The organism is Bacillus sp. FSL K6-6540 (assembly GCF_038007545.1).
In genome coordinates, this window is the sequence record NZ_JBBOXH010000001.1 from 4,907,758 (window position 1) to 4,932,527 (window position 24,770).

25 protein-coding genes and 1 riboswitch are annotated in these 24,770 nt (G+C 51.9%); of the genes, 10 read left to right on the forward strand and 15 right to left on the reverse strand.

What is annotated here, in order from left to right:
* Nucleotides 1-183: 183 nt before the first annotated feature.
* Nucleotides 184-1,674, reverse strand: a complete 1,491-nt coding sequence (gene glpK, locus MHH82_RS21690) for a glycerol kinase GlpK (protein WP_251497370.1) — start codon at nt 1,672-1,674, stop codon at nt 184-186.
* 70 nt (nt 1,675-1,744) lie between these two features.
* A complete protein-coding gene (locus MHH82_RS21695) occupies nt 1,745-2,947 on the reverse strand; it encodes an ROK family transcriptional regulator (protein WP_036664037.1) in 1,203 nt (400 codons plus the stop codon).
* Nucleotides 2,948-3,378: 431 nt separating this feature from the next.
* Here MHH82_RS21695 and MHH82_RS21700 point away from each other — a divergent pair, with 431 nt between their 5' ends.
* The 6 genes from MHH82_RS21700 (at nt 3,379) to MHH82_RS21725 (ending at nt 9,807) form a co-directional block, all read left to right on the forward strand.
* Nucleotides 3,379-4,641, forward strand: a complete 1,263-nt coding sequence (locus MHH82_RS21700; RefSeq protein ID WP_015736414.1) for an ABC transporter substrate-binding protein — start codon at nt 3,379-3,381, stop codon at nt 4,639-4,641.
* A 47-nt stretch (nt 4,642-4,688) separates the two neighbouring features.
* Nucleotides 4,689-5,630, forward strand: a complete 942-nt coding sequence (locus MHH82_RS21705) for a carbohydrate ABC transporter permease (protein ID WP_036664027.1) — start codon at nt 4,689-4,691, stop codon at nt 5,628-5,630.
* Between the two features lie 16 nt (nt 5,631-5,646).
* On the forward strand, nt 5,647-6,483 hold the full coding sequence (locus MHH82_RS21710) for a carbohydrate ABC transporter permease (RefSeq protein ID WP_009589889.1): 837 nt from the start codon (nt 5,647-5,649) through the stop codon (nt 6,481-6,483).
* A 42-nt stretch (nt 6,484-6,525) separates the two neighbouring features.
* Nucleotides 6,526-7,548, forward strand: a complete 1,023-nt coding sequence (locus MHH82_RS21715; protein WP_036664028.1) for a Gfo/Idh/MocA family protein — start codon at nt 6,526-6,528, stop codon at nt 7,546-7,548.
* A gap of 118 nt (nt 7,549-7,666) precedes the next feature.
* Nucleotides 7,667-8,650: a Gfo/Idh/MocA family protein gene (locus tag MHH82_RS21720; RefSeq protein ID WP_036664029.1), complete on the forward strand. Its 984-nt coding sequence runs from the start codon at nt 7,667-7,669 to the stop codon at nt 8,648-8,650.
* A 194-nt stretch (nt 8,651-8,844) separates the two neighbouring features.
* Complete coding sequence (locus MHH82_RS21725; protein ID WP_251497380.1) at nt 8,845-9,807, forward strand: Gfo/Idh/MocA family protein; 963 nt, start codon at nt 8,845-8,847, stop codon at nt 9,805-9,807.
* Between the two features lie 169 nt (nt 9,808-9,976).
* Here MHH82_RS21725 and MHH82_RS21730 read toward each other — a convergent pair whose 3' ends face one another.
* The 5 genes from MHH82_RS21730 to MHH82_RS21750 form a co-directional block, all read right to left on the reverse strand.
* A complete protein-coding gene (locus tag MHH82_RS21730) occupies nt 9,977-11,401 on the reverse strand; it encodes an NAD-dependent succinate-semialdehyde dehydrogenase (RefSeq protein ID WP_340967827.1) in 1,425 nt (474 codons plus the stop codon).
* Nucleotides 11,402-11,587: 186 nt separating this feature from the next.
* The gene (locus MHH82_RS21735; RefSeq protein WP_145037536.1) at nt 11,588-12,559 is read right to left on the reverse strand and encodes a siderophore ABC transporter substrate-binding protein; all 972 of its coding nucleotides are present in this window, start codon (nt 12,557-12,559) and stop codon (nt 11,588-11,590) included.
* A 207-nt stretch (nt 12,560-12,766) separates the two neighbouring features.
* A complete protein-coding gene (locus tag MHH82_RS21740) occupies nt 12,767-13,525 on the reverse strand; it encodes an iron ABC transporter ATP-binding protein (RefSeq protein ID WP_145037534.1) in 759 nt (252 codons plus the stop codon).
* Nucleotides 13,522-14,469, reverse strand: coding sequence for an iron chelate uptake ABC transporter family permease subunit (locus MHH82_RS21745; RefSeq protein WP_340967828.1), 948 nt, complete (start codon nt 14,467-14,469; stop codon nt 13,522-13,524). The genes MHH82_RS21740 and MHH82_RS21745 overlap by 4 nt, the downstream gene beginning before the upstream one ends.
* Nucleotides 14,459-15,412, reverse strand: a complete 954-nt coding sequence (locus tag MHH82_RS21750) for an ABC transporter permease (RefSeq protein WP_015736422.1) — start codon at nt 15,410-15,412, stop codon at nt 14,459-14,461. The genes MHH82_RS21745 and MHH82_RS21750 overlap by 11 nt, the downstream gene beginning before the upstream one ends.
* 522 nt (nt 15,413-15,934) lie before the next feature.
* Here MHH82_RS21750 and MHH82_RS21755 point away from each other — a divergent pair.
* Together MHH82_RS21755 and MHH82_RS21760 are read left to right on the forward strand one after the other, a co-directional pair.
* Nucleotides 15,935-16,537 (forward strand): nitroreductase family protein, encoded by a 603-nt coding sequence (locus tag MHH82_RS21755; RefSeq protein ID WP_009589776.1) that lies wholly within the window; start codon nt 15,935-15,937, stop codon nt 16,535-16,537.
* Nucleotides 16,538-16,719: 182 nt separating this feature from the next.
* Nucleotides 16,720-16,822, forward strand: a riboswitch (TPP riboswitch).
* Nucleotides 16,823-16,907: 85 nt separating this feature from the next.
* Nucleotides 16,908-17,510, forward strand: a complete 603-nt coding sequence (locus MHH82_RS21760) for a YkoF family thiamine/hydroxymethylpyrimidine-binding protein (protein WP_036664048.1) — start codon at nt 16,908-16,910, stop codon at nt 17,508-17,510.
* A gap of 73 nt (nt 17,511-17,583) precedes the next feature.
* Here the strand turns inward: MHH82_RS21760 and MHH82_RS21765 are convergent, their stop codons facing one another.
* On the reverse strand, nt 17,584-17,679 hold the full coding sequence (locus MHH82_RS21765) for a hypothetical protein (RefSeq protein WP_015736424.1): 96 nt from the start codon (nt 17,677-17,679) through the stop codon (nt 17,584-17,586).
* A gap of 116 nt (nt 17,680-17,795) precedes the next feature.
* A complete protein-coding gene (locus tag MHH82_RS21770; protein WP_340967830.1) occupies nt 17,796-18,494 on the reverse strand; it encodes a nucleotidyltransferase domain-containing protein in 699 nt (232 codons plus the stop codon).
* A gap of 142 nt (nt 18,495-18,636) precedes the next feature.
* Here MHH82_RS21770 and MHH82_RS21775 point away from each other — a divergent pair, with 142 nt between their 5' ends.
* Both MHH82_RS21775 and MHH82_RS41680 read left to right on the forward strand, forming a co-directional pair.
* Nucleotides 18,637-19,359: a class I SAM-dependent methyltransferase gene (locus MHH82_RS21775; protein WP_015736426.1), complete on the forward strand. Its 723-nt coding sequence runs from the start codon at nt 18,637-18,639 to the stop codon at nt 19,357-19,359.
* 804 nt (nt 19,360-20,163) lie between these two features.
* Complete coding sequence (locus MHH82_RS41680) at nt 20,164-20,793, forward strand: methyl-accepting chemotaxis protein (protein WP_445661996.1); 630 nt, start codon at nt 20,164-20,166, stop codon at nt 20,791-20,793.
* 83 nt (nt 20,794-20,876) lie between these two features.
* Here MHH82_RS41680 and MHH82_RS21785 read toward each other — a convergent pair whose 3' ends face one another.
* From MHH82_RS21785 to rbsK, 6 genes are all read right to left on the reverse strand, one after another.
* Nucleotides 20,877-21,449: a histidine phosphatase family protein gene (locus MHH82_RS21785; protein WP_015736428.1), complete on the reverse strand. Its 573-nt coding sequence runs from the start codon at nt 21,447-21,449 to the stop codon at nt 20,877-20,879.
* Nucleotides 21,446-21,904 carry an NUDIX hydrolase gene (locus MHH82_RS21790; RefSeq protein ID WP_015736429.1) on the reverse strand — a complete coding sequence of 153 codons (459 nt, stop codon included), beginning with the start codon at nt 21,902-21,904 and terminating at the stop codon, nt 21,446-21,448. The genes MHH82_RS21785 and MHH82_RS21790 overlap by 4 nt, the downstream gene beginning before the upstream one ends.
* A gap of 2 nt (nt 21,905-21,906) precedes the next feature.
* Nucleotides 21,907-22,614: a class I SAM-dependent methyltransferase gene (locus MHH82_RS21795; RefSeq protein WP_015736430.1), complete on the reverse strand. Its 708-nt coding sequence runs from the start codon at nt 22,612-22,614 to the stop codon at nt 21,907-21,909.
* Nucleotides 22,615-22,719: 105 nt separating this feature from the next.
* Nucleotides 22,720-23,268 (reverse strand): nucleotidyltransferase family protein, encoded by a 549-nt coding sequence (locus MHH82_RS21800; RefSeq protein WP_340970089.1) that lies wholly within the window; start codon nt 23,266-23,268, stop codon nt 22,720-22,722.
* Between the two features lie 236 nt (nt 23,269-23,504).
* Complete coding sequence (locus tag MHH82_RS21805; RefSeq protein ID WP_081746334.1) at nt 23,505-23,690, reverse strand: hypothetical protein; 186 nt, start codon at nt 23,688-23,690, stop codon at nt 23,505-23,507.
* A gap of 150 nt (nt 23,691-23,840) precedes the next feature.
* Entirely contained in the window at nt 23,841-24,752 is a 912-nt protein-coding gene (gene rbsK, locus MHH82_RS21810) for a ribokinase (protein WP_015736432.1), read from the reverse strand.
* Nucleotides 24,753-24,770: the final 18 nt, after the last annotated feature.

Genomic DNA, 24,770 nt, shown 5'->3' on the forward strand with positions numbered 1-24,770 from the left:
GAATCCCTCCCAGTATGCTTTACCCTGTTTTTATCTATCGTTACCTTCCCCATGAAAAAAGACAGCAAAAAAGAGACCACGAACACGCGGTAACAACCCCATTACATGAGGTATCCGCGCCTAGTGGTCTCTCCAAGTCTCCAGACATCTATTCACTTATTGATCATTATACCATATAAAATGCTAATGAAAAGCCATTGCCGCATAAACGGCTTTTTTCCAGCCGCTGTATAATTGCTCCCTTGCGCTTTCCTCCATGGTTGGTTTGAAGCTTTGACCCATGCTCCACTTGCTGCATATCTCCTCCTGATCCTTCCAGAAGCCGACTGCGAGCCCTGCCAGGTAAGCTGCACCGAGCGCCGTTGTCTCCGTAATGTCCGGCACTTCCACCGGGACGTTCAGGATGTCGCTTTGGAATTCCATAAGAAAGGCGTTGGACACCGCTCCTCCATCCACCCGCAGGGATTCGATATGAAAGCCCGAATCCTCTTCCATCACGGATAGCACATCGCGCGTTTGATATGCAAGCGACTCGAGGGTTGCACGGATGAAATGCTCCTTCGACGTGCCTCGCGTCAGGCCGAAGACCGCCCCCCGCACATCGCTGTTCCAATACGGACTGCCAAGACCGACAAAAGCCGGCACCACATAGACGCCTTCGGTGGATTGGACCCGTCTTGCATAGGGCTCGCTGTCCTTGGCTTCGCGGAACATTCGAAGCCCGTCGCGCAGCCACTGTATCGCGGAGCCCGCCACGAAGACGCTGCCCTCAAGCGCGTATTGTACGCGGCCATCCAGTCCCCAGGCGATCGTGGTGATTAGCCCATGCTCGGATTGAACCGGCTTATCGCCGGTATTCATCAGCATAAAGCTGCCTGTTCCGTAGGTCGTCTTCACCATGCCTTCGGAGAAGCAGGTCTGGCCGAACAGCGCCGCTTGCTGATCGCCGGCCGCTCCGGCAATCGGAACCTCTCGCCCGAAGAAGTGATAGGATGCCGTATTGGAATATATTTCGGATGACGGCCTGACCTCAGGCAGCATGGCCTTGGGGATGTCCAGCAGCTGCAGCAGCTCCTCATCCCATTTCAATTCGTGGATGTTATAGAGCATCGTACGCGATGCGTTGGAATAATCGGTTACATGCACCTGGCCGCCCGACAGCTTCCAGATCAGCCAGGTGTCGATGGTCCCGAATATAATCTCTCCTCGCTTGGCCCGTTCGCGCGCTCCGTCCACATGATCGAGGATCCATTTGATCTTCGTTCCCGAGAAATAGGGATCGATCAGAAGTCCCGTCTTCTCCCTGACCGTCGCGTCATGGCCTGCTGCAATGAGCTCCTCGCATATGCCGGCCGTCTGGCGAGATTGCCATACGATGGCGGGATAGATCGGTTCACCGCTCTTGCGGTCCCATACCACCGCGGTCTCCCGCTGATTCGTAATTCCGATGCCGGCAATCTGCTCCGTCTTCACGCCTGCTTCGGATAAGCAAGTTGCAATGACCGCCAGAATCGAGCCCCATATTTCGTTGGCATTCTGCTCCACCCAACCGGGCTTCGGAAAATACTGCGGAAATTCCCTTTGAGCGGAGTGAACGATTTGCCCTTCGCGGTTAAACAGGATCGCGCGCGAGCTTGTCGTTCCTTGGTCAAGCGCCAGAATGTACTTCTCCAAGCATCTTCTCCCCTTTCTGCTTATGCATTTAACCAAAGATAACGTGCAGATGGAAACGTTGTCAAATCCATTATTCCATCAAAGAGAAGCCCAGCAGGTCCTGCAGCAGGACCGAAGCCGCACCCATCAGCTTGTCCTCCTCGCCCAGGGATGCCAAGCCGAAAACCATGTCATCCTTCAGAATCGGCATCGCATGCCGGTCGATATATACGCTGACCATGTCCAGCAATTCGGGATTTCCATGCGCCAAATCCCCGCCTAATATCAACGCCTCGGGATTAAACATGTTCACCAGGTTGACGATGGCCGCTCCCAAGTGCTCGGCCACTTCTTCATTCAGATCCCTCGCCAGCTTGTCCCCCTTGCGAAGGGCTTCCTTGAATACGGACGGAACAATTTTACTGTAATCCCCATCGCTGAGCTCCTGGATCAGCGTCGGCCTTCCCGTTGCGATCGCCGTAATAATGCGGGAATACACGGCAATCCAGCTAATATAACTGTCGAGGCAGCCTGCATTGCCGCATTCGCAGCGGATTCCGCTGCGATTCACGCTCGTATGCCCGAATTCCCCGGCACCGCCATGCTTGCCTCTTAGGAGATGATCGTTAATCAAAATACCGGAACCAAGCCCGTCCCCGATGGATATATAGATCAGATTCGCGAACGCGTAATCGCCGAACCGGCGTTCGGCAAGCACAACGGAATTCATGTCATTCTCAACCCAGGTCCGCATTCCGTAGCGGTCTTCAAATATCCGTTTCAATGGAACATTCGTCATCCGCAGTTTCGTGTTATAGTGCACGACGCCATGGCTGTCGCTCACAATGCCGGGGACGTTAATGGAAATACCGACGCACCGTTCCAGATCCTCTTGACCTGACATGAAATCATCCATCAGCTGCAGCAGCCGTTCGATAACCGCTTCTCCCTGGAGTCCGGCTATGGGGTGCGTTTCCTTCGCGAGCACCTTCGCCTCCAGATTCATCCGGGCCAGGATCATGACCGAATTCGTTATGCTTACGGCTAACAGGAAGTGATTATCCGGATTGAATTTAAGCAGTATGGGTTTTCTACCGCCGCTGGAGGAGCCTGTTCCAATTTCGGAAACGTAGCCTTCCCTGATCAGTTCTTGAACGGCCGATGCCACCGTGGAGGGACTCAGCTTGTTTTTTTTGGCCAGTTCGATTCTGGATATAGGGCCTTCCGTACGGATCTTGTTCAGCACCTTGGACCGGTTTAGCGCCTGGATCAGCTTGTGATTGCCTTTTTTCATATTGTTCAAGCAAGTTCAACCTTTCTATGGGTTCTTCATTGTAGTGCGACTTTCTGTATCGGAAAAATGAGGTTAGAACCACTATAACATTTTCAACAAGCGGATATAAACTTATTCCATCCATCGAAATAACATACGGCGTAAGATTTGATAATGACTCTCTCATATTGTGAAAAAAAGAATTTAAAAGGATTTGAAATCGCTATCTTGAAAAATAAACAAGGTAATTATATAATCTTTCGCAATAGAAGCTGGTTATTCTGTCAAGATAGATAGCATATGGATGTTAACTTTTTTCGACAATTGGAATAACTATCGCTTTTTATACTCAAACACAAAGGGGGCGCTTTGGGGGATCGATTCACTTCGAACAAGCCACACGACCAACCACGCTTGATCAAAAACCATGTGAATTCAAGGAGGGTTATTTGATGAAAAAAAGAATGTCTGTCCTGATTTCGGTACTGTTCGTGTTCTCCGCCCTGCTGTCCGCCTGCGGGGGCGGCAATGCCTCCGGAGGAGATAATGGCAAGAAGGTCATCAACGTTGCCCTGTGGGACGAAAATGTGCGGGACACGCTGGACAAATCCATCAAAATTTTCAATGAGAAGCACCCCAATGTACAAGTGAAGGTGACCTACACCCCATGGGCTGATTATTGGACCAAGCTTAAAACCAGCCTCGCCGGCAACAGCGGTCCCGACGTCTACTGGATGAACGGACCCAACTTTCACTCGTATGCCTCCTCCGGTCTGATCAAAGACCTGTCCCCCCTGATTGAGCAAAGCGGGCTCGACACCTCGGTTTATACCGAAGCGCTCGTCGATATGTACACCTATCAAGGCAAGCTTCACGGACTTCCTTACTTCCAGGATTCCGTAGGACTTTTCTACAACAAAGAACTATTTGACAAGGCCGGGCTGCCCTATCCGGACGATACCTGGACCTGGGAAACGGTAGAAGAGAACGCAGCCAAGCTGACGGATAAATCGAACGGAATCTACGGCTACATTACGCCGATCGACAGCCAAATCGGTTATTACAACTATATTGCCCAGGCCGGCGGATTCGTGATATCCGACGATAAAAAAACGTCCGGTTACGATACGCCGGAAGCTCTTTCGGCATTCAAATGGCAGCAGAGCCTGATTGAAAAAGGCTACTCTCCGAATGCGCAGCAGCAGCTTGAAACCAAGTCGCGCCAGCTGTTCGGATCGGGCAAAGCCGCCATGTTCCCGGGAATCTCCGTCAACTCTCCGGAACTGCACAAGCTGCTTGGCGACAAGCTGGGCGTCGCGGTTCTGCCCGCCGGAAAGGAAAAGGCGTCCATCGTCCATGGGCTCAGCTGGGCCATCAACGGCAAAACCAAGGTCGAGCAGGAGTCCTGGGAATTGATTCAGATTCTATCCGGCAAGGAAGGACAGGAATTGCTGGCCGACTCGGGCTTCTCGATGCCTGCTTACAAAGGCACGGAGGGAGGATGGCTGAAATCCATTCCTTCGCTTGATCTGCAAGTGTTCGTCGACAGCCTGGAGTTTGCCGTCCCGTATCCCGTATCCCAAAAAACCGCAGAGTGGCAGGACGCGGAAGTGAAGGAAATCCAGGCCGCTTTCCTCGGCAAGAAAACGTTTGAAGAGGCTTTGAAAAATGCCGGTGAGCAGATGAATGCCATCCTTGCGACGGAAACCAATTAACGAACAGCCCCTTCCAATACGAAACCTAAGAAAGGACGGTGCAGCCTGTGAGCTCTCCCATCACTGTGATCACGAAACCTCCTGAAACGACGGCCAAGCGAAAGGTCGGGAAACTTGCCTTTCACGAAGCCATGTGGGGATACATCTTCATTCTGCCTGTCGTGCTGGGCCTCGGTCTGTTCTACATGGCACCTTCCGCCGCCTCCCTGTTTCTGTCGTTTACTTCCTGGGACGGACTGACTGCCCCCCAATTCATCGGGCTCGATAACTTCGCGAATTTGATGAAGGACGACAAATTCACCGGCTCCATGCTGAACACGATGCTGTATACCATCGGTACGGTACCGTTATCCGTTGCACTGGCAACGGTGCTGGCGGTGCTGCTGAACCAGAAGATCAAGGGTATGGTCTTCTACCGCACGCTCTATTTCATTCCCGTCATCACCATGCCGATCGCGGTCGGCATGGTGTGGAAATGGTTGTACAATTCCGAATTCGGATTAATCAACCATGTGCTGGGCGTCATGAACCTGCCGCAGCCCAACTGGCTGTTTGACGAGAAATTCGCCTTGTTCTCCATCGTGCTTGTCAGCGTGTGGAGCAGCATCGGTTATAACGCCGTCATTCTGCTCTCGGGTCTGCAGGGCATCTCCGGCAGCTACTATGAAGCGGCTTCGCTTGACGGAGCGGGGACGCTGTATAAGTTCTTCCGGATTACGCTGCCTCTGCTCACGCCCAGTTTGTTCTTTGTCTTGGTCATGTCCTTCATCAATTCGTTCCAGGTGTTTGACCTGATCTTCATCATGATGGATCAGCAGACCACGATGCTCGAGTCCACCCGGACGGTGGTATACAGCATCTGGGAAGACGGATTCAAATACTTCAACATGGGGTACGCTTCGGCGCAAGCCTTCATTCTCTTTGTGGTCATTCTGATCATCACCATGGTTCAGATGTACATTCAGAAGCGCTGGGTCCATTACCAATAACAGGAGGTGCGTAGACGTGACTACTTCAACCCAAGCTGAAAAAGCAAGCCGCCTGGCGGTACACATCCTGTTAGCCGTCGGGGCGCTGCTCATGATCATGCCGTTTCTGTGGATGATCTCGACATCCTTCAAGTCCTTTGCCGACTCCATGTCCGTTCCGCCGAAATGGCTGCCTGTGGAATGGCATCCGGACAACTACCTTCGTGTCATCCAAACCATTGATTTCGGCACTTATTATTTGAACACCGTCATCGTGACGGTGGGTCGCACCGCGGGCCAGCTCATTCTGTGCTCGCTGGCAGCCTATGCTTTCGCCAGCTTGAGGTTCCCGTTCAAGAATGCCATTTTTCTCGCCCTCCTGGCCGTATTGATGGTACCTTCCCAAGTCGTTATGATTCCGAGCTTTGTCATCATGCGAGAGTTCAACTGGCTCGACACGTTTTACGTGCTCATCGTACCCGGCATATTCAGCGCCTTCGGCACGTTCTTGCTAAGACAGTTCTTCATGACGCTGCCGAAGGATCTGGAGGAAGCCGCCAAAATCGACGGCTGCAGTTATTTCCGAATTTACTGGAATATCTACTTGCCGTTATCCAAGGCCGCACTCGTCTCGCTGGCGATTTTCACCATCTTAGCCTCATGGAACGATCTGCTGTGGCCGCTCATTATGACGAGCTCCGAGGAGATGCGCGTCCTTTCGATCGGGATATCCAGCTTCCAGGGGCAGCATTCCACCGATTATCCGCTGCTGATGGCCGGGGCCTTGATGGCCACCCTTCCCATCATCATCCTGTTCATCTTCCTTCAGCGGTATTTCATTGAAGGCATAGCCATGAATGGGATCAAAGGATAATGCCTGCAGCAGCCCACCAAGTAAAAAAGGAGTGTACGATAAATGTTACACGTGTTAGTCATTGGGGCAGGCGCCATGGGAAAAACCCATACCGCCGCCTATGCCTCGATGCCGGGAGTGAAGCTTGCCGGCATCGCCGATATCCGGCTGGAGAAAGCGAGGCAGCTTGCGGACGAATATGAAGCAAGCGCCTATCGTTCGTTCGAAGCGGCGGTAGAGGATTTGGGTGCAGGGCAGATTGATGTCATCGACGTCTGCCTGCCAACCCCGCTTCACAAGGACTACGTTGTCAAAGCGGCGGACATCGGCAAGCATGTCATATGCGAGAAACCGCTGGCAAGAACCGAAGAAGACGCGCGATTCATGATCAACTACTGCCGTGATAAGGGCGTACGCTTGTTTGTCGGTCATGTGCTGCGCTTCTTCCCGGAATACGTGAAGGCCAAGTCGCTGCTCGATCAAGGCAGCATCGGCAAACCTGCCGTCATCCGGGCAGGCCGCGGCGGCGGTTATCCGATCGGCTGGAACCATTGGTACAGCGATTTTGGAGCGAGCGGCGGCATTACGCTGGATGCGATGATCCATGATTTTGATTACCTGCGCTGGTGCTTCGGAGAAGTTGAGCGCGTCTATGCCAAGGGGCTGAACGGCCGCCTCCAGGCTCAGCTGGATTATTCGCTGGTGACCCTTCGCTTCCGCAGCGGCGTCATCGCTCATGTGGAGGGCACCTGGGCCCATGACGGCTTCTCCATGAATTTGGAGATGGCGGGCACCAGCGGCATCATTGACTATGATAGTGCCAAGGACAGCCCGCTTCTCTTCAAATCGCGGAGCAGTGCCGCAACGATTCCCGGCGTCTCCGTTCCGGAAAGCCCGCTTGAACGAAGCCCCTATTACCGGGAACTGGAACACTTTATGTCGTGCATCCGCGATGGCAGCGAACCGCTGGTTTCCGCCGAAGACGCATATGAAGCGCTTCGCATCGCACTTGCCGCTTTAGCCTCCATGGCTGCAGGCGAGCCGGTAGTTATCGGGGACGCTGCGCTTACCCTCGCCTCGACATGAAAAAAACGCTATCGATGTATTTTCTGGAGAGCCCGCATCCTGCAGATTTTGCTGCTGGATAAGGAGGGCAAGCCTCTGCGGGATATACTTTCTTATCACTAAACAAGGAGAGAAAGCCATGAAATTGGGAGTGATCAGCTTTGCGCATATGCATGCGTTCAGTTATGCCAAAGCCCTTCTCGGAATTGAGGGCGTGGAGCTTGCCGGCATTGCCGACCCTGTAGAGGAGCGCGGCCGGAAATACGCCGAGTATTTCGAAACCGCCTATTATCGGGATTATCGCGAGCTGCTGGATCAAGGCTTGGACGGCGTCATCGTGACGTCCGAGAACGCGCATCATAAGGAGCACGTGCTGGCCGCCGCTGCGGCCGGGGTTCATGTGCTCTGCGAAAAACCGCTCTCGACCAACATACAGGATGCACAGGACATGATTGATGCCTGCAAAGCAAACGGCGTGCTGCTGCAAACGGCGTTCCCAGTGCGTTACAATACCACGGTCGTGCGGGCCAAGCAGATGATCGATGAGGGAAAACTAGGCCGCATTCTGGCCATGAAGGGAACCAACCGCGGACGCAATCCCGGCGGTTGGTTCATCGATCCGGAGCTCTCCGGCGGAGGAGCCGTCATTGACCATACCGTGCACGTCGCCGATATTATGCGCTGGATCACCGGTGCCGAGGTCAAGGAAGTGTACGCCGAGGTCGACCATCTCATCTCGGAAGCTCCGATTGATGACAGCGGCATCCTGACCATGGAATTCGACAATGGCGTATTTGCTACGCTGGATTGCAGCTGGTCCCGCAACAAGGAGTTCCCGACCTGGGGCGACGTCACCCTGGAAATCGTCGGTTCCGCCGGGACCCTCAGCGTCAATGCCACCAGCCAGAAACTGCACGTATACACCGATGAATCCGGATACCGCCATCAGGCTTGGGGTGACAGCATGGATGCCAGCCTGATCAGGGATTTCGTGGATGCCATCTCCTCCGGCGCCGCGGAGGCATCCGTTACCGGCGAGGACGGGCTTCAAGCGCTGGCCGTGGCCGTAGCCGCCTACCGATCGTCCGCAGACAAGGGAACGATCGCGATGTCGGAGCTGTGATTTGATAACCGGCACAGAAGTCGTTTTCTCGTCGTATACGAGAAGCCTTCTGTGCTTTTTCTCATAGCGGATCCGTGAATCCGGGCCCAAATGAATGCTTGAATAATATGGATGGCGGGGCTATAATCACGTGTGAGTAATCGAGTTACCGGAACTTGGAGCCAACATTTATACGATCGGGAGTGAAGCAACCTATGATTAAAGCAGGCGTGATGGGAGCGGGCGGCATGGGCGCCGTCCACATTAAAAATCTTCACGGGAACGAACATGTCCAGCTGGCCGCGATATGCGATACGAATGAAGCGTTAGCCAAACAGCAGGCCGAGCTTTACGGTGCGGCCTATTATACGGACGGCAGCACGATGCTGGAGCAGGAGCCGCTCGATGTGCTGTATGTCTGCATCCCGCCGTTCTGCCATGGCGACATTGAAGAGCAGGCAGCTGCCAAGGGCATTCACCTGATGGTGGAGAAGCCGCTGGGGCTGGACGTCGAGTCCGTTCGCCACAAAGCCAAAGTCATTGCTGAAAGCGGAATCATCGCCGCTTCCGGTTACTGCCTGCGGTACCTGGATACGGTGGCGATCGCCAAGGATTTTCTCAAGGACAAAAAAATCGGCATGGTCCGAGCCCACTATATCACAACGCCTGTGCCGACTCCATGGTGGCGCAAAAAGGCATTGTCCGGCGGGCAGCTGGTTGAGCAATCCACGCATACCATGGACTTGGTCCGTTACCTGTGCGGCGACATCACCCGCCTGTATGCCGATATGAAGCTGCTGCTGGTCAACGACATTCCGGATCTGGACATTCCGGATGTGGGCGCCATCCAATTCGTCCTCGATTCCGGAGCCGTCGGCCATATGCAAACCGGGTTTATCCAGTTCGATCACCGCAGCGGTATCGAGATCATGGGCCGGGATTTCCGGGTCGTCCTGGACGGAACCACGCTCACCATCGTAGACAAGGAGAAGGAAGTGGTGTACCGCAGCAAGACGGACTTTTACAAAAATCTTACCAATGCCTTTATTGACGCCATTCGGAGCAATGACCCGAGCCTGGTGCTGGCATCCTACGAAGACGGCTTCAAGACGCTGGAAGTAACGCTTGCCGCCAATGAATCCGCCGAGACCGGCCAACCTGTAACGATTCAGCCATAATGCAATAAGGGCGTTCTCGCGGTCTGCAGACTTTGAGGACGCCCTTTTACTTTTCGTTAAACAACAAATTTCGTTCTGTTCATGCAGCGCAGTAAGCTGCCGCTTCCCTGTCAGAGGCCTGTTTCCGCTTGCGCTATCACTGGGAGCGTGAAGATGCCGGGTTCCACTCTTATAATCCAAGCGAAATGTATTTTACCTCCAGGAACTCCTCCATTCCGTAATGTCCGCCTTCCCGGCCGAGCCCGCTCTCCTTAAAGCCGCCGAACGGCGCTTGCGCTGTCGAAGGCACCGGATCATTCACGCCTACAATTCCGTAATCCAACGATTCGGCAATGCGTACCGCTTCACCCAGATTTTGCGTAAATACATAGGCGGCCAAGCCATACGGACTGTTATTGGCGCGCTGCACGGCTTCGTCTATCGTTTCGAAAGTGGTAATCGGCGCAAGGGGGCCGAAGGTCTCCTCGTTCATGCACTCCATGTCGTCCGTAGCGTTCATGATGACCGTGGGCTCCACATAATTGCGGCCGAGCTCGGGCAGGGCTTGACCGCCTGCCATGACGATGCCGCCTTTCTCTTTCGCATCCTTGATCTGTCGTACGACTTTATCCACGGCTTCCCGATTAATCAAGGGACCGATATCGACCCCATTCTCCAGACCGCTGCCCACCTTCAATTGCTTGACGAGCTCCGAAAACTTCGCAGCGAATTTCTCCGCGATCCCTTCTTGAACATAAACCCGGTTGGCGCATACGCAGGTCTGTCCCCCATTGCGGAACTTGGAAGAAATCAATCCCGCAGCCGCTTGATCCAGGTCAGCCTGATCAGTCACGATAAAGGGTGCATGCCCGCCAAGCTCCAGCGATATTTTCTTGACGTTGGCCGACGCGCCGGCCATCAGCTGTTTCCCTACTTCGGTGGATCCCGTAAAAGACAGCTTTCTAACCCGGCTGTCCTCTTGCCACACGCCGGAAATGTCGCTTGAAGACCCGGTTACGATGTTAATGACCCCGGCTGGAATGCCGGCTTGATCCGCTAGCTCCACCAGCTTGATCGCCGTGAACGGCGTCTCGCCGGATGGTTTGATCATCACGGTGCACCCCGCCGCCAGGGCCGGCGCTACCTTACGTGTAATCATGGAGGCCGGGAAATTCCATGGCGTGATGGCGGCAACGACGCCAACAGGCTGCTTCGTGACAATGATGCGCTGGCGGCTGGATGATCCGGGGATGGTCTCGCCGTAGATTCGCTTGCCTTCTTCCGCGTACCATGCCACGAAACTGTTGGCATATTGAATCTCGCCCGCCGCTTCCTTCAGCGGTTTCCCCTGCTCCGTAGTCATAATCCTTGCCAATTCGTCCGTATGTTCCGCGATCAGCTCATGCCAGCGGCGCAGCAGCTCTCCCCGCTCGTTCGCCGTTCTGCGGGACCATGCCGGAAAAGCATCTGCGGCCGCATCGACGGCAAGCCGGGCTTCCTTCTTCCCGCCTTTGGATACGGTACCGATAACCGTGCCGTCCGCCGGGTTATATACATCCATCTGCTCCTCGGTCTGAATCCATTTTCCGGCGATATAGATTTGATTTTGAAACATAAGAATGACCTCCTAATCGATTCTTCTAAGCTGCGATTATTTGATATCATGATTGACCAACATCTATTTAACGTTAGGGTCTGTCAGCCTATTATCCGATATCCACTTACCCTAATGCAAAAAAATAAAACACCGGAGCTTCGTCAAGAAACTCCAGTGCTTCCATATTCATAGCTTAGCGCCCGCCTATTTAACGGCTGCGTCTACTTCCGTGATCATTTCGGATACGGATGTCAATCCGCCGCCGGACAGATACCAGAAGTCAGGGTTCAAATACACGATGTTGCCCTCTTTCGCGGCATTGGTTGTGTTTACAAGTTCGTTCTCGACAACCGCTTTAGCGCCTGATTCTCCTTCACCCGTGGCTACCGCTGCACCGCGGTCCACAACAAAGAGATAATCCGGGTTCATCTCAACGATGTATTCATTCGAAATATCTTTACCATGCGTGCTGACTTCAATGTTAGGATCGACGGCACCGAAACCGAACACGTCATGGAGAATGCCGAAACGGGAGCCTGGGCCGTAGGCGCTGATTTTGCCTTCGTTCGCCAGAATGATCAGGGCTTTCTTGCCGGTTGCAGTAGCTTTCTCATTCAATGCCTTGATGTTTTCGTCGATCGTGGCAAGCTCTTTTTCAACTTCGGCTTCTTTACCGAAAATTTGACCCAGCGTATTCATGTTCTCTTTAAAGGATTCCATGTATTTGCTTGTGTCCACGCCCAGGAAGATCGTCGGGGCAATTTTGCTGAGTTCCTCGTATGCATCCTGCTGTCTGCCGGAAATAATGATCAGATCCGGATCAATGCTGTTGATTTTCTCAAAGTCAGGCTCTTTCAGGCTGCCCACATTCTCATATTTCTTGTCTTCGAATTTGGACAGGTATGCCGGGATATTCGCTTGCGGAACGCCCAAAACCTCAACGCCCAATTTATCCATGGAATCCAGAATACCAAAATCGAATACGACGACGCGGGAAGGATTTTTCTTGACAGGCGTTTCACCCAGCTTATGGGTAATCGTGATTTCTTCGGACGCAGGCGGCGTTTCTCCCGCAGCGTCGCCTCCACCCGCACCGCTAGTTTTATCGTCCTGCCCACAAGCCGCGAGCACAAGCGTGAACATTGCTACCATAAATAAAGCCAACCATTTTTTCATTCCTAACACCCCGTTTTTTTATATTATAAAATCTTTATAATTCAACATATATTTGAATTTATGGTTGAATATGTAATCCGTTTTGGACAGAGGAAACCATGCCGTCCTTTGACCAAGGCGGCCTAGTCCTTGTGCAGGGAGTGAAGCTCGCACGCTTCATCAGCTTCTCCCGAAGTCCATATCATATTTTCAAATCCCGCTTGTCGATTAACCGTAGTATACGCACACCCGATTGTCGTTAATCTCTTTGATCTCGATGTCCATGTCGTAGATGCCGCGAAGAACATTGCTCTGAATGATGTTCTCGGTTTTCCCTTCGCTTTCAATCGCTCCGTCCTTCAATGCCACGATGTAATCCGAATAGAAGGAAGCGAAGTTGATGTCATGAATCACGATCACGATCGTTTTGTTCAGGTCGGCGACAAGCTTACGGAGAATCTTCATAATCTGTACGGAGTGTTTCATGTCCAGATTGTTCAGAGGTTCATCCAGCAGGATATACTCCGTGTTCTGGGCGATGACCATCGCGATATAAGCACGCTGGGTCTGACCGCCGCTGAGCTGATGAAGATATTTATGCTGCATATCCTCAAGCTCCATATAGGAGATGGCTTCATCCACGAACTTCTCGTCTTCCGCGTTCAATCGGCCTTGGGAGTATGGAAAACGCCCGAAGGATACAAGCTCGCGCACCGTCAGGCGGAGGCTGATATGGTTCGATTGCTTCAGGATCGAAACCTTCTTCGCCAGGTCCCCGCTTTTCCATTGGCTGACCTCTTTGCCGTCCACCGTAATTTGACCGCTGTCCTTGCCCGTTAGTCTGCTAATCATGGACAGCAAAGTACTCTTACCGGCACCGTTCGGGCCGATAAAGGACGTAATTTGACCTTTTGGGATCGTAACCGACACGTTATCAACGACTTTTTTGCCGCCATAGACTTTCGATACGTTCGTAACCTGGATCATGCTTTACTCTCCTTTAGTAGCAGGTATATGAAGTAAACGCCGCCGATGAAGTTGATGATGACGCTTAGCGTAGTAGAGAACGTAAACACCCGCTCTACCACCAGTTGGCCGCCCACCAAGGCGATAATGCTAATCAGAATGGACGCCGTGATTAAGTGTGAATGCCGGTATGTTTTCATGAATTCATAAGCGACGTTGACCACAAGCAGTCCAAGGAACGTGATCGGTCCTACCAATGCGGTGGCCACCGAAATGAGAACCGCGACAACGATCAGAAGCCTCTTCACAACGTAATCATAGTTTACGCCAAGGTTGATCGCCTGATCACGACCCAGCGACAGCACGTTCAAGTACTTGGCAAACCGGGCAAAATACAGCAGGGTCAGCGCAACGACAATGACGGACAGGATGAGAAGCTCGGTCTTCACATTGTTGAAGCTGGCAAACATCTTGTCGGACACGTACTGGAACTCGTTCGGATCGATCAGCACTTCCATAAAGGAAGACATGCTGGAGAACAGGGTTCCAAAGATCATGCCGATCAGCAGCAGGAAGTAAATATTGTTTCCTTCCCTCTGAAACAAAATCTTATATAGGATCCCGGCAAACAGGATCATCGCGCCGACATTGATCAAAAAGTTAACATTGCTGCCCAGGTTATACAGCGTGAAGGAGCCGAAGACAAAGATCACGGTCGTCTGGATCAGGATATACAAGGAATCCAATCCCATCACGCTTGGCGTCAGTATCCGGTTATTCGTGACCGTTTGAAACACCGTGGTAGACAGAGCGATCGCCCCGCCGGTCAGAATAATGGCAAGCACCTTCTTGATTCGTCTTGGAAGGGCATAATCCCAATTGCCGCCAAGATCAATGAACAGAAAGACTGCCACCAGGATGATTGCCGCCGCGGCCAACAGGCCGAGTTTGGCTTTATAAGTCATAAGCCTTTCTCCTCATCAGTAAGAAAATGAATATACCGCTTCCGAGTACGCCCACGGTCAGACTAATCGGAATTTCGTAGGGATAAATGATGATCCGGCCAAGGATGTCACAGAACAGTACGAACCCGGCCCCCAGCAACGCGGTATGCGAAAGGCTTTTTTTCAAGTGGTCCCCTAAGTACAGACTGACAATATTAGGTATGATCAGACCAAGGAACGGAATCACGCCGACGGTCAGCACAACGGAAGCCGTAACCAGCGCAACGATGACCAATCCCAGGTTCACGACTCGCCGATAATGAAGTCCCAGGTTGGTTGCGAATTCCTCTCCCATTCCGGCTACCGTAAACTTGTTGGCAAACAGGTAAGCCAGAATCACAAGCGGGATACTGAGATACAGCATTTCATATTGGCCCTTCATGATCATGGAGAAATCGCCCTGCAGCCAAGCCGACATATTCTGTATAAGATCATATTTGTAGGCAAAGAAGGTCGCGACCGAGCTGACGATATTACCGAACATAAGCCCTACCAGCGGGATGAAGATCGCGTCCTTGAACTTGATCCGATCCAGTATCTTCATGAAGATAAAGGTTCCTGCCAGCGCGAATACGAATGCCACGAGCATTTTGATAAGCGGGCCGCTTGTCGTAAAGACGAGCATGGCAACCAAGATCCCCAATCTGGCGGAGTCCATGGTGCCCGCCGTCGTCGGCGATACGAACTTGTTGCGGCTGAGCTGCTGCATGATCAATCCACAGATACTCATGCTGACACCCGCCAAGATGAGGCTGACAAGCCGTGGAATCCGGCTTACAAGCATAATATGCTGTTGTTGTTCTGTCATCGAGAACAGTTCCAGTGGCGAGATATCTTTAACTCCAATAAATAACGAGATTATGGAGAGTACCACAACGGCTGCGAATAAGTATCTAATCTTCATGGCTCTTCCTTCTATGCGTATGTCTGTCGAAACTCCGGCAGTCAGCAATTCCCCAACCATTCTCATTGAGATTGATTATCAATTGCGTTCTGATATGGATTATATCATTCTCATTCTCAGTCGACAAGTATAATTGAGAATGAAAATCATTTAATTGGTTCATCCAAGTATCATTTGTTCATGATTTGTTCATAATATGGAGTTTCGCAGAGATAAACTTTATATCACCGAGGCTGAGCCGCTTGGATTCGCGGTTCCCGAAATACATACGTATGTAGAAGCTGATTTAATTCTCAGTAACCGGGTATAAAAAATATAAATTAACTTTCCTTCGAAGCGTTGACAATCCCTCTAAGTTATATTAATATGCTAACATAATTATTATTTCTAACTAAACGTAAGTTAATGTGGAATGATAATTCAACGACAGCAATTCAACTCAACATGCATATTTGCTTGAATTAAAGGACATCTTTGTTATCAGGCTTATGCAAACATGATTACATCAGGAGGTTTTTTTCAATGTCTAAAGATTTTTCAGCAGCACTTAAGCATCGCCGTTCCCATTATGCCATCAGCAAAGACCCGGTCATTTCCGACGAACGCATCCAGGAGATTGTTAACGAAGCCGTTAAATATACTCCGTCTTCTTTCAACTCCCAAAGCGCACGCGTCGTTGTACTGCTTGGCGAACAGCATGACAAACTGTGGAACCTGACCGAAGGCATCCTGAAAGAGGTTGTCGGAGACGAAGAGGCTTTCAAATCCACAGCTGAAAAAATGGGCGCATTCCGCGCTGGATACGGCACTGTTCTCTTCTTCGAGGACAATAACGTAGTTGCCGACCTGCAGCAAAAGTTCGCGCTGTATGCCGACAATTTCCCGGTTTGGTCGAACCAATCCAACGGCATGCTGCAATTCGTGGTATGGACGTCCCTCGAGGCAGAAGGCCTGGGCGCATCCCTCCAGCATTACAACCCGTTGATCGACGAGAAAGTGAAGTCCGAATGGAACATTCCGGAAAACTGGAAGCTGATCGCTCAAATGCCTTTCGGCAAACCGGTTGCAGATCCGGGCGAAAAAGAATTTGCGCCGCTTGAAGATCGCGTGAAGGTATACAAGTAAGCCATAGCTGGCCTAAGCCGCCTACCCAAGCCCTGAGGATTGGAATAGGCGGCTTTTTTATGGTGCCCTGCCATTGAAAACCTGCCGGCAAAGCGATACAATAACACAGGAAGCAGGCCTTTCGCCTTCTGATCTTCAGAAGTTCTTGGAGCCGGCTTGATACCAACTGCATATTTGATGTTTGGCTGTACTAGGGGTGCCATGTGCTGAGAGACGGCGGACCGCCGTTAACCCTTATCACCCGATCTAGATCATACTAGCGTGGGGAAGTGTAGCATTTATGTTTATTTCTTTGCGTAGGCATAACTGCACTTCTTCATGGGGTGCGGTTTTTTTGCGTGGACTTATACAATGGGGAGGAAAAAAATTTATGAATGAGCTTGTATGCGGAACCAGCCGGATCGTGGGTTGCCGGTTCTCGGTATTTCCCATGACGGATCGGTTCGTGGAAGTGATCACGGAAGCGCTTCGTTCCGTGGATTCGGAAAAGGTCTGGATCCAAACAGATGATGTAAGCACTTGTATTCGCGGACGTGCGGAGCATGTGTTTGATGTGACGAGAGCAGTATTCGCTCATGCCGCGGCTAGCGGCGTGCACACTGTGTTTAACGGTACTTATTCTATCGGCTGCCCAGGCGATACGGATGCCGATGCGTATATGAATGAGGATTCGACCCGCTTAAACCACGATATCGGGGAACACGCCGATATCGAAACGGCCTGCCAATTCGCGCTTTACCCGATGGGTAGCGCCAATTACATGGATGTCATTTACGCAGAAGTGGATCGTGCGAAGGCAGCGGGCACATTCGGTGGAAGCGTTCATTACGCCAGCCGATTGGACGGGGCGTTGTCCCGGGTGTTCGGATCACTCGAAGACGCGTTCCAACATGCGATTCAATCCGACAGCAGCCATCTGGTCATGACCGCGGTGGTTTCGGCCCACAGCCCATCCCCCAAAGCCAAAGCTTAAGGTCCTTTCCAACAGATAAAGGCCCGGCACGCGCCGGGCCTTTATCAATTGCAGGCAAGAATTTTGAAGGTGTTTAAACCCAAGCACTCAAGATGATTACGAGCAGGATAAAGAGAACCAATATAGTTCCTACTGAATTGCCCCATGCGCCGCCGTATGCTCCGCTCATGAAGATCCCTCCTGGATTTAAAAGAATGACGTGAGTTAATCACGTTATTATCTTATTGCTTATGGCGGGCGAGCGTCACGGCTAATGTCCCCCCTCTTTTTTTATGCAGGGCTTATTTATTCCTCATAACCGACCAGCAGCCTGCCTCCGTACGGGCTGAGCGCTTCCTCCGTCAATGTAATAAGGTCCGCAGGATCGTCCTCCCGATAAATCGCCAGAAGCGCTGCCTCCAGTCGATCCCCCAAGGCTGGGCTATAGCGGTTGAACAAACGGAACAGCATCTTTCCTTCACCTGTCCACTCCCGGTTTGCCCTCAGCACGAATTCGCATAGAGTCGACGCTATTTTGTGTACAGTAAACCATTTTTCGCCTTCCCTGCGGGGACTTGTCAAGTCCAGCAAAAACTCGGTCAGGATGTAGCGGTATTCGGCAATATCGCTCGACGACAAGGGCATGGGGCCGTAATTCAAATCATTCCGGGCATCCGCCCGCACCTCTTCTCCCTCAGGCAACGAACGCAGCACCGTACCTTCGGCGACCATCCGCTGCAAAGACGGATTCGCCGCCAGCACTCCCTCGTCGAAATATTCGCGATAGGAGGATAAGGACAATATGAATATTTCCGCGATCCAGCCATGCGCCTCGATCGTCTTCCTGCTGAAGTCATATCCGTCCCGTTCAATGATGATGATGTCCAGATCGGAATGTTCATTATATTCACCACTGCTCGCGCTGCCGCCAAGTACGGCAAGCAAGCAGTGGGGATAATTTCGTTGCATGACGCGTATCGCTGCCTCCATCGGTTCCAGACTCATGGCCGTTTCCTCCAGTAATTCTCTCATCCGCCACAAAAAAGGGCTCAAAATATTAAATTCAACAAAAACCCCAAACGTACCTGAATCATATGGTAAATAAACGATTACCCGCATTGACGATAAGGAAGAAGGGATAGATGAGATGAATTACATTCACATGCTCTCCAGATTAGGCATGGGCAGTGCCCACCCGGGAGGATTCGAGGCGACCCTCAGAATGCTGAAGAATTATCCCATTCAACCGGGCAGCCGCATTTTGGAGGTAGGGTGCGGAACCGGCAGAACCGCCTGCCATCTTTCGGAGATGGGTTATCAAGTGACCGCCATTGACCTGAACGAAAATATGATCAAAAAAGCCCGCGCAAGAGCCGAAGCCATGGGTATGGACGTGGAGTTCCTGCAGGCGGATGTATGCGCATTGCCTTTCGAGGACAACCGGTTTGATCTGATCATGGCCGAATCCGTCACCGTATTTACGGATACCTCGAAATCGCTGCCCGAATATTACCGCGTTCTGGATCGCGGAGGCGTCCTGCTGGACAGGGAACTGCTTCTGGATAAGCCGATGCCGGAGCCGAAGCTTAAGGAGCTGCTCGAATTCTTCGGCATTCCTAATCTGATGATGAGGGAAGAATGGGCGGGGGCCCTTTTGTCTTGCGGTTTTAAGCAGGCTGAATTTTTGGAGTACAACCACTTCAACGAGCAATTAAAGGAAGAGCAAACCCGTCATCTGGATGCGTTTGAGCAGCGCGATAAAGGACTCCTGTTCGATGCTGCGCTCTGGGAAACGCTGTTCAAGCATGACCGCATGATTCTGGATAATACGGATTATCTCGCTTCCGCCTTATTTCGTGCCGTGAAATAATCCGGCTTCATCTCTATGCATCAAGAGGGGATCTGCATATGGCTATGCTTCCCCTCACTCCCATCACACTCAGTTCTTTCGACCTAATTCAACACTTTTTGTCAATTCGTTATATCTAGTTTAGCCCGTCGATGCTATAATCATGGTAAATATATCCTATGTTGTTGAGGAGGACTCATTCTTATGGCATGGTTCAACAGACTCCCTATGTCTCAAAAAATCACCGCAGCCTGTTATCTTATTGCCGCTTTGTTTGCGGTACCCATGCTGCTTGCGTTTATTCTGATGGGTAAAGCAATCATTGGCGTGGTCATCGTCGTGGTACTAACCGGGCTTACTTTTCCTCTTTCTCGCCTCATTGAGAAAACGCTTACGAACTCCTTCGCGGAAATCTCCAGCGTTTCCGCCAAAATCGCCAAAGGCGACTTCACCTTCCAGGTGGAGGAGGTTGGAGGCATGAACGATCTGAGCAGAACCTTCAACAGCATGGTGGACAAGCTTCGCAAAATATTGCAGGAAACCTCGGATATCACCCGTCAGGTGATGACGTCAAGCTCAAGCATCTCGATCAAAAACCAGGAGCTTATTCAAGTGATGAATCAAGTCTCCCTTTCCTCCAACGAGCTGGCCGTCGGCGCCAACGAAATTTCGGAAGACGTATCCGAAATGACGCATTCCATCCGTGAGATCGAAGAGAAGGTCAGCAATTATACGCATTCGACCCAGGAAATGAATACCCGCTCGATCGAAACGCTGGGACTGGTTGAACAAGGAAGGGATTCCGTGGCCAAGCAGTCTGCAGGAATGCAGCGAAACATTGAGGCGACGGCCAAGGTTTCGGAATCCATCGATGCGCTGGCCCAAAGCGCCAGGGGAATCACGAAGATTACGGAGACGATCTCCGAGCTCGCCGATCAGACCAACCTGTTGTCTCTGAACGCATCCATCGAAGCGGCCAGAGCTGGCGAGCATGGCGCAGGCTTTGCCGTTGTCGCCCAGGAGGTTCGTAAACTGGCCGAAGAGTCCACGTCTTCAACCCGGGAAGTATTCAATCTCGTTCGGAGCATCGAATCGGACATCAAACACGCGTCCCAAAACATCAAAATCAATGAGGAGGTCGTTAGGCAGCAGACCGAAATGATCCGCGAAGCAGAGCTTGTGTTTATGGAGATCGTAAACAGCGTGCAGTATATTTCGGAACAGATCGCCGCTTTCTCCAAGGAAAGCCAGTCCATGCTGGATAGCGCGCAGAGCATTTCTTCCGCGATCCAGAATATATCGGCGATCACGCAGCAATCCGCTGCCGGAACGGAGCAAGTGTCGGCTTCCATGAACGAAGGCATCTCGTCGATCCAGAAGATGGCGGAAGAAGCGGAAGCGATGAATAACGCCGTTTTCCGGCTGCAGAAAACCATCAATATTTTCAAATTTTAAGCAGCGAGGCAGTCTACATAAACTCGCATTTATAGTAACTAAACTTAAAGGCCAAGAATCGATCGAGATTCTTGGCCTTTTTATCATCCTTCCTCTTGATGCTCGCTCCATAACCGCGCGAGGTTCACAAGCCGCCCTTCCTCAAATTCGGCGCAGTAAATATCAGGCAATGTGGTTCCCAGCCAAAAATGATAATCGAAGCGCTCATCATAATGCTGGAGCATGAGTGTCATGATATCGCCGTGCGTCCCGATCGCTACCCGCTTGCCTCCATATGCATTCAAAATGATCTCGAAGGCCCGGATCGCACGGCTTTGCGCGGCTTTACCGGATTCCCCTCCCGGGAAGGAGAAGGCCGAATCCTGGAACAGTTTCTTTTTGGCATCAAGGAAAGAATGTCCCTGCAAATCGCCGGCCATCCGTTCTCTTAAGTCCTCCTGCTCCGCAATCGGTAATCCTAAAGCGTCCGCCAATGGTTGGACCGTGTCCTTGGCTCGCTGATAAGGGCTCGACAGGATCGCGTCAATCCCTTCATCCCGCAGCATCTCCTTCACTCGCTCCGCAGCAAGCGATCCCTGGGCCGACAATCCACGAGACCGTTCCTTCCCCTCGATAAATGGGGATTCCGCATGTCTCACAAAATATATCATCGTCATTCTTCGATCCCCGCTTCTGGATTCGTCTCTAATTCGGGCTCCATCATCATCTCGACAAACGGCGTTAACGGCAGCAATCCCAGTGTGTCAATCGGAATCCATTTGGCTCCCAAGGAGTCTTGACCGTCACCGTCCGCTTGGATTCTAGCTTGATCATCCAGCAGCTCGACATCATAAATAATGCCGATATGATGCAGCTCTTCCATCTGATTCGCTTCATACTGATACACGATCGTATAAGAGACGGCCGTCCGAATGCTTCCCTTAATTGAACCAAGTCCGGTCTCCTCCATAAATTCGCGCTGAAGGGTATGCTCCGGCTCTTCGCCGAACTCGATCGAGCCGCCCGGTAAATCCCACTTCCCCTTATGCGGCCCTCTCGCTTTCTGGATCAACAGGATATGATCATGCTGAACCAGTATTCCATAAACGCCGAGATGCGTATGTTTCACCATGGTCAATCCCCTCCTTTTCTCGCAGTGAAGGTCATCCATTGACTTCGGAAAAGAACGTCTCTCCCCTCCTTCACTTCTTGAATATCCTGCTGCACCTGCCGCCTCGTTAAGATTTCCCATTCCGAATACAGCTCATCAAGGATGGAAAAGGCCCTTTCGGTCGACAGATTCAACTCGATTAAACCCTCTTCCTCCAAACCACTCTCCCGATCGATTTCCTTCACTTCCGTACTCATCATGAGGCAGTGGATGCCCTGGTCCACGGTTCCAGCCTGCATTTGTTTGACCTTATATACGAAGGCTTCTTCCGAGCTCAAATGCTCCAGGCAGGAACAGGCAATGATGTAGTGATAAGACGCCTCGGCAATTTCGTAAAACTCTACGTCTGCTGCAAGTGCCTCGATGCTTGAGCTTACGCCGTACAACGCGGCATACTGCACCAGCTTGTCGATAGCCGATGGCAGCAAATCCACGCAGATGACCTGCCCGTTCGCCGATTGGATCCGCTGCGCAACCGGGATACTGTTACGCCCGACGCCACATCCCAGATCCAGTACCCGCAGATCCTGAAACGGCAATAAGTCCAAAAAATCCAGAACGGTCTGAACGGGCTTGGCTAACCAGCTCCCAGGTTCAAACAATACGGCTTCTTCATACAATTTCTCGTGATACGACTTTTCCTTTTCACGCGCACGGTCGAATATGTTCAATGTTATAACCCCTTGTTTCTGCCGTTATCAGCCGGTTTCTAACAAATTCCACATAAGAATGCCTAAATCCTTGCCGATCGTATCTCTTACTCGGCAAACTCTAATCTAATCCTCGATGATCGCTAAACGCGGCCACTGATCCTTCCATTGTTTCTTGCGTACCCGTTCCAAGTAATAGCCCCGTTTATCAAAGTTAGGACTTCTTCGAACCCGAAGCGCGAATAAATCATCCAATCCGTAAGGACAGCAAAGCTCAAGCTCCCCTGCGACGTTCAGTCTGGCCCCGACCGCGGTGGCCGTCTCCGGCCAATGGGTTAGCGCTGCATGGGTCGAATGATAGGGCTCATCTCCGTTCTTGGCATGCATTCTGGCCTGATTCTTGACCGACCATTTCGGGTTCGCCGTCGAGGTCCTTAAGTGCTGTTCCAGGGCAGCATCCCGTTCTACGGACACATCATCCGGATCGAAGTAAACGACATCGATATCGGTATGCCGGTCCGTCCCGTCTAATCCATGCAGGATGTCCCATACATAATTTCGAATGTAACCTGCGGCAATATAACATTGCGGCAGGGCTAAATCCCGAACGATGCCCAAATCCGCCATCAATGGCTTGTGCTGCCTTATGTATTCCTTTAACCGTTCCTCTAACATGCCTTCACCGCCCATGAATGGTTGATATGAATCCCAGCTTTCTTGTAACCGTGTCACCCCCAGGTTCCTCACGTTTACGAACCCCGCCGAATAGGCGAGTATGCCCCAGAGAACCTTGATCCGTGTAAAAAAGCATAGACCGCTTCACGTGGAAAACGGCCTATGCACTCTTAGATAGAACTATTATATTCCAAATAATCCCTGACTTCTAGTCCTTCCTTGTATCGGGAAGCTGCTTACACAGCCGCATCCACCCGCTCCTGCGATGCACCGTCGCAGCGCTTGCACACTTTCAGTGCAGTACCGTCCGATTTGGTCCGAGGATACAACAGTTTGGTCCGGGTACTCTTGCACACTGGGCATGTGCCGCGTGCGCGAGTCGGTAAGTGCCATAAGGATTTGCCTCTTTTTTGTTTTGCCATTTGCCAGATCCCCCATTTCATAGATTCATTATCGTCACTCTTACATATATGAAAGGGTTCGGCATAACATGTCGGCAGCTCCCATGGAATCTTGCATTATCTAACAAAAAGAGAAGGCATCCGTAAACGCCCTCTCTCTAGCAACATGATTCATGTATTCATAAACGCCACAATCTCTTCCTTAGCCGGTATGGAGGATTGAGCACCCGGACGGGTCACCGTCAATGCAGCAGCTGCGGTCGCAAACCGCAGGGCTGCTTCCGTATCCAGCCCCTCCGTGCAAGCTGCCGCATAAGCACCGATGAAGGTATCCCCTGCCGCCGTGGTATCCACGGGTTTGACGCGGAAAGCCGGAACGTTAAAACGCTCTCCGCGTGCATTCCCATAGAAGCACCCTAACTCGCCAAGGGTGATGATCACGTTGGAGGTGCCTCTTCCGATGATCGATGCTGCAGCAGCCTCGGCCGAAGCTGCGTCCTCCACCCTCAGCCCGCTAACCACGCCTGCTTCTGTTTCGTTTACAATCAATGTATCCAGCAGCGGAAACACCTCGTGCGGAATCGTTCGCGCGGGGGCCGGATTCAGCCAGACGCGAACGCCTGCCTTGCTGGCCGATCGGATGACATGCTGTGTCGTCTGCCACGGAATTTCATTCTGCAGCAGCACCGCATGTACGCCGTCCCAGTTCACTTCGGCGGCAACATCCTCTTCGGTCAGCCGCCCATTGGCTCCTTCCGAGAGCACGATATAGTTCTCGCCTTCTTCGTTGACCGTGATGATCGCGATTCCCGATGTGCCTGCCTTGGTGAGAACGGACGAGACGCCAACGCCGCGCTCCTCCAAGGAAGCAACCAAAGTGCTTCCAAAAGGATCCAGGCCCACGGCGCCGACCATGCTGCAATCGGCACCTGCCAAGGCTGCGGCCACAGCCTGATTTGCCCCTTTGCCCCCGGGAAAAAACTGTGCGTCCCTGCTATGAATCGTCTCCCCCGGCTGGGGAAACTGCGCTACATTACTCACAACATCCATATTGATGCTTCCAATGACAACCAGCTTGCGCAAAGTTAACCCGCTCCCTTC

Bases quoted from the DNA above. Each gene is read 5' to 3' on its own strand.
- MHH82_RS41680 (WP_445661996.1), top strand. From the start codon at position 20,164: ATGCAGCGAAACATTGAGGCGACGGCCAAGGTTTCGGAATCCATCGAT.
- MHH82_RS21765 (WP_015736424.1), bottom strand. From the start codon at position 17,679: ATGAGCGGAGCATACGGCGGCGCATGGGGCAATTCAGTAGGAACTATA.
- MHH82_RS21725 (WP_251497380.1), top strand. From the start codon at position 8,845: ATGATTAAAGCAGGCGTGATGGGAGCGGGCGGCATGGGCGCCGTCCAC.
- MHH82_RS21775 (WP_015736426.1), top strand. From the start codon at position 18,637: ATGAATTACATTCACATGCTCTCCAGATTAGGCATGGGCAGTGCCCAC.
- MHH82_RS21745 (WP_340967828.1), bottom strand. From the start codon at position 14,469: ATGACTTATAAAGCCAAACTCGGCCTGTTGGCCGCGGCGGCAATCATC.
- MHH82_RS21750 (WP_015736422.1), bottom strand. From the start codon at position 15,412: ATGAAGATTAGATACTTATTCGCAGCCGTTGTGGTACTCTCCATAATC.
- MHH82_RS21735 (WP_145037536.1), bottom strand. From the start codon at position 12,559: ATGAAAAAATGGTTGGCTTTATTTATGGTAGCAATGTTCACGCTTGTG.
- MHH82_RS21760 (WP_036664048.1), top strand. From the start codon at position 16,908: ATGAATGAGCTTGTATGCGGAACCAGCCGGATCGTGGGTTGCCGGTTC.
- MHH82_RS21755 (WP_009589776.1), top strand. From the start codon at position 15,935: ATGTCTAAAGATTTTTCAGCAGCACTTAAGCATCGCCGTTCCCATTAT.
- MHH82_RS21720 (WP_036664029.1), top strand. From the start codon at position 7,667: ATGAAATTGGGAGTGATCAGCTTTGCGCATATGCATGCGTTCAGTTAT.
- MHH82_RS21770 (WP_340967830.1), bottom strand. From the start codon at position 18,494: ATGAGTCTGGAACCGATGGAGGCAGCGATACGCGTCATGCAACGAAAT.
- MHH82_RS21740 (WP_145037534.1), bottom strand. From the start codon at position 13,525: ATGATCCAGGTTACGAACGTATCGAAAGTCTATGGCGGCAAAAAAGTC.
- MHH82_RS21700 (WP_015736414.1), top strand. From the start codon at position 3,379: ATGAAAAAAAGAATGTCTGTCCTGATTTCGGTACTGTTCGTGTTCTCC.
- MHH82_RS21805 (WP_081746334.1), bottom strand. From the start codon at position 23,690: ATGGCAAAACAAAAAAGAGGCAAATCCTTATGGCACTTACCGACTCGC.
- MHH82_RS21715 (WP_036664028.1), top strand. From the start codon at position 6,526: ATGTTACACGTGTTAGTCATTGGGGCAGGCGCCATGGGAAAAACCCAT.
- MHH82_RS21730 (WP_340967827.1), bottom strand. From the start codon at position 11,401: ATGTTTCAAAATCAAATCTATATCGCCGGAAAATGGATTCAGACCGAG.
- MHH82_RS21785 (WP_015736428.1), bottom strand. From the start codon at position 21,449: ATGACGATGATATATTTTGTGAGACATGCGGAATCCCCATTTATCGAG.
- MHH82_RS21790 (WP_015736429.1), bottom strand. From the start codon at position 21,904: ATGGTGAAACATACGCATCTCGGCGTTTATGGAATACTGGTTCAGCAT.
- MHH82_RS21800 (WP_340970089.1), bottom strand. From the start codon at position 23,268: ATGTTAGAGGAACGGTTAAAGGAATACATAAGGCAGCACAAGCCATTG.
- MHH82_RS21695 (WP_036664037.1), bottom strand. From the start codon at position 2,947: ATGAAAAAAGGCAATCACAAGCTGATCCAGGCGCTAAACCGGTCCAAG.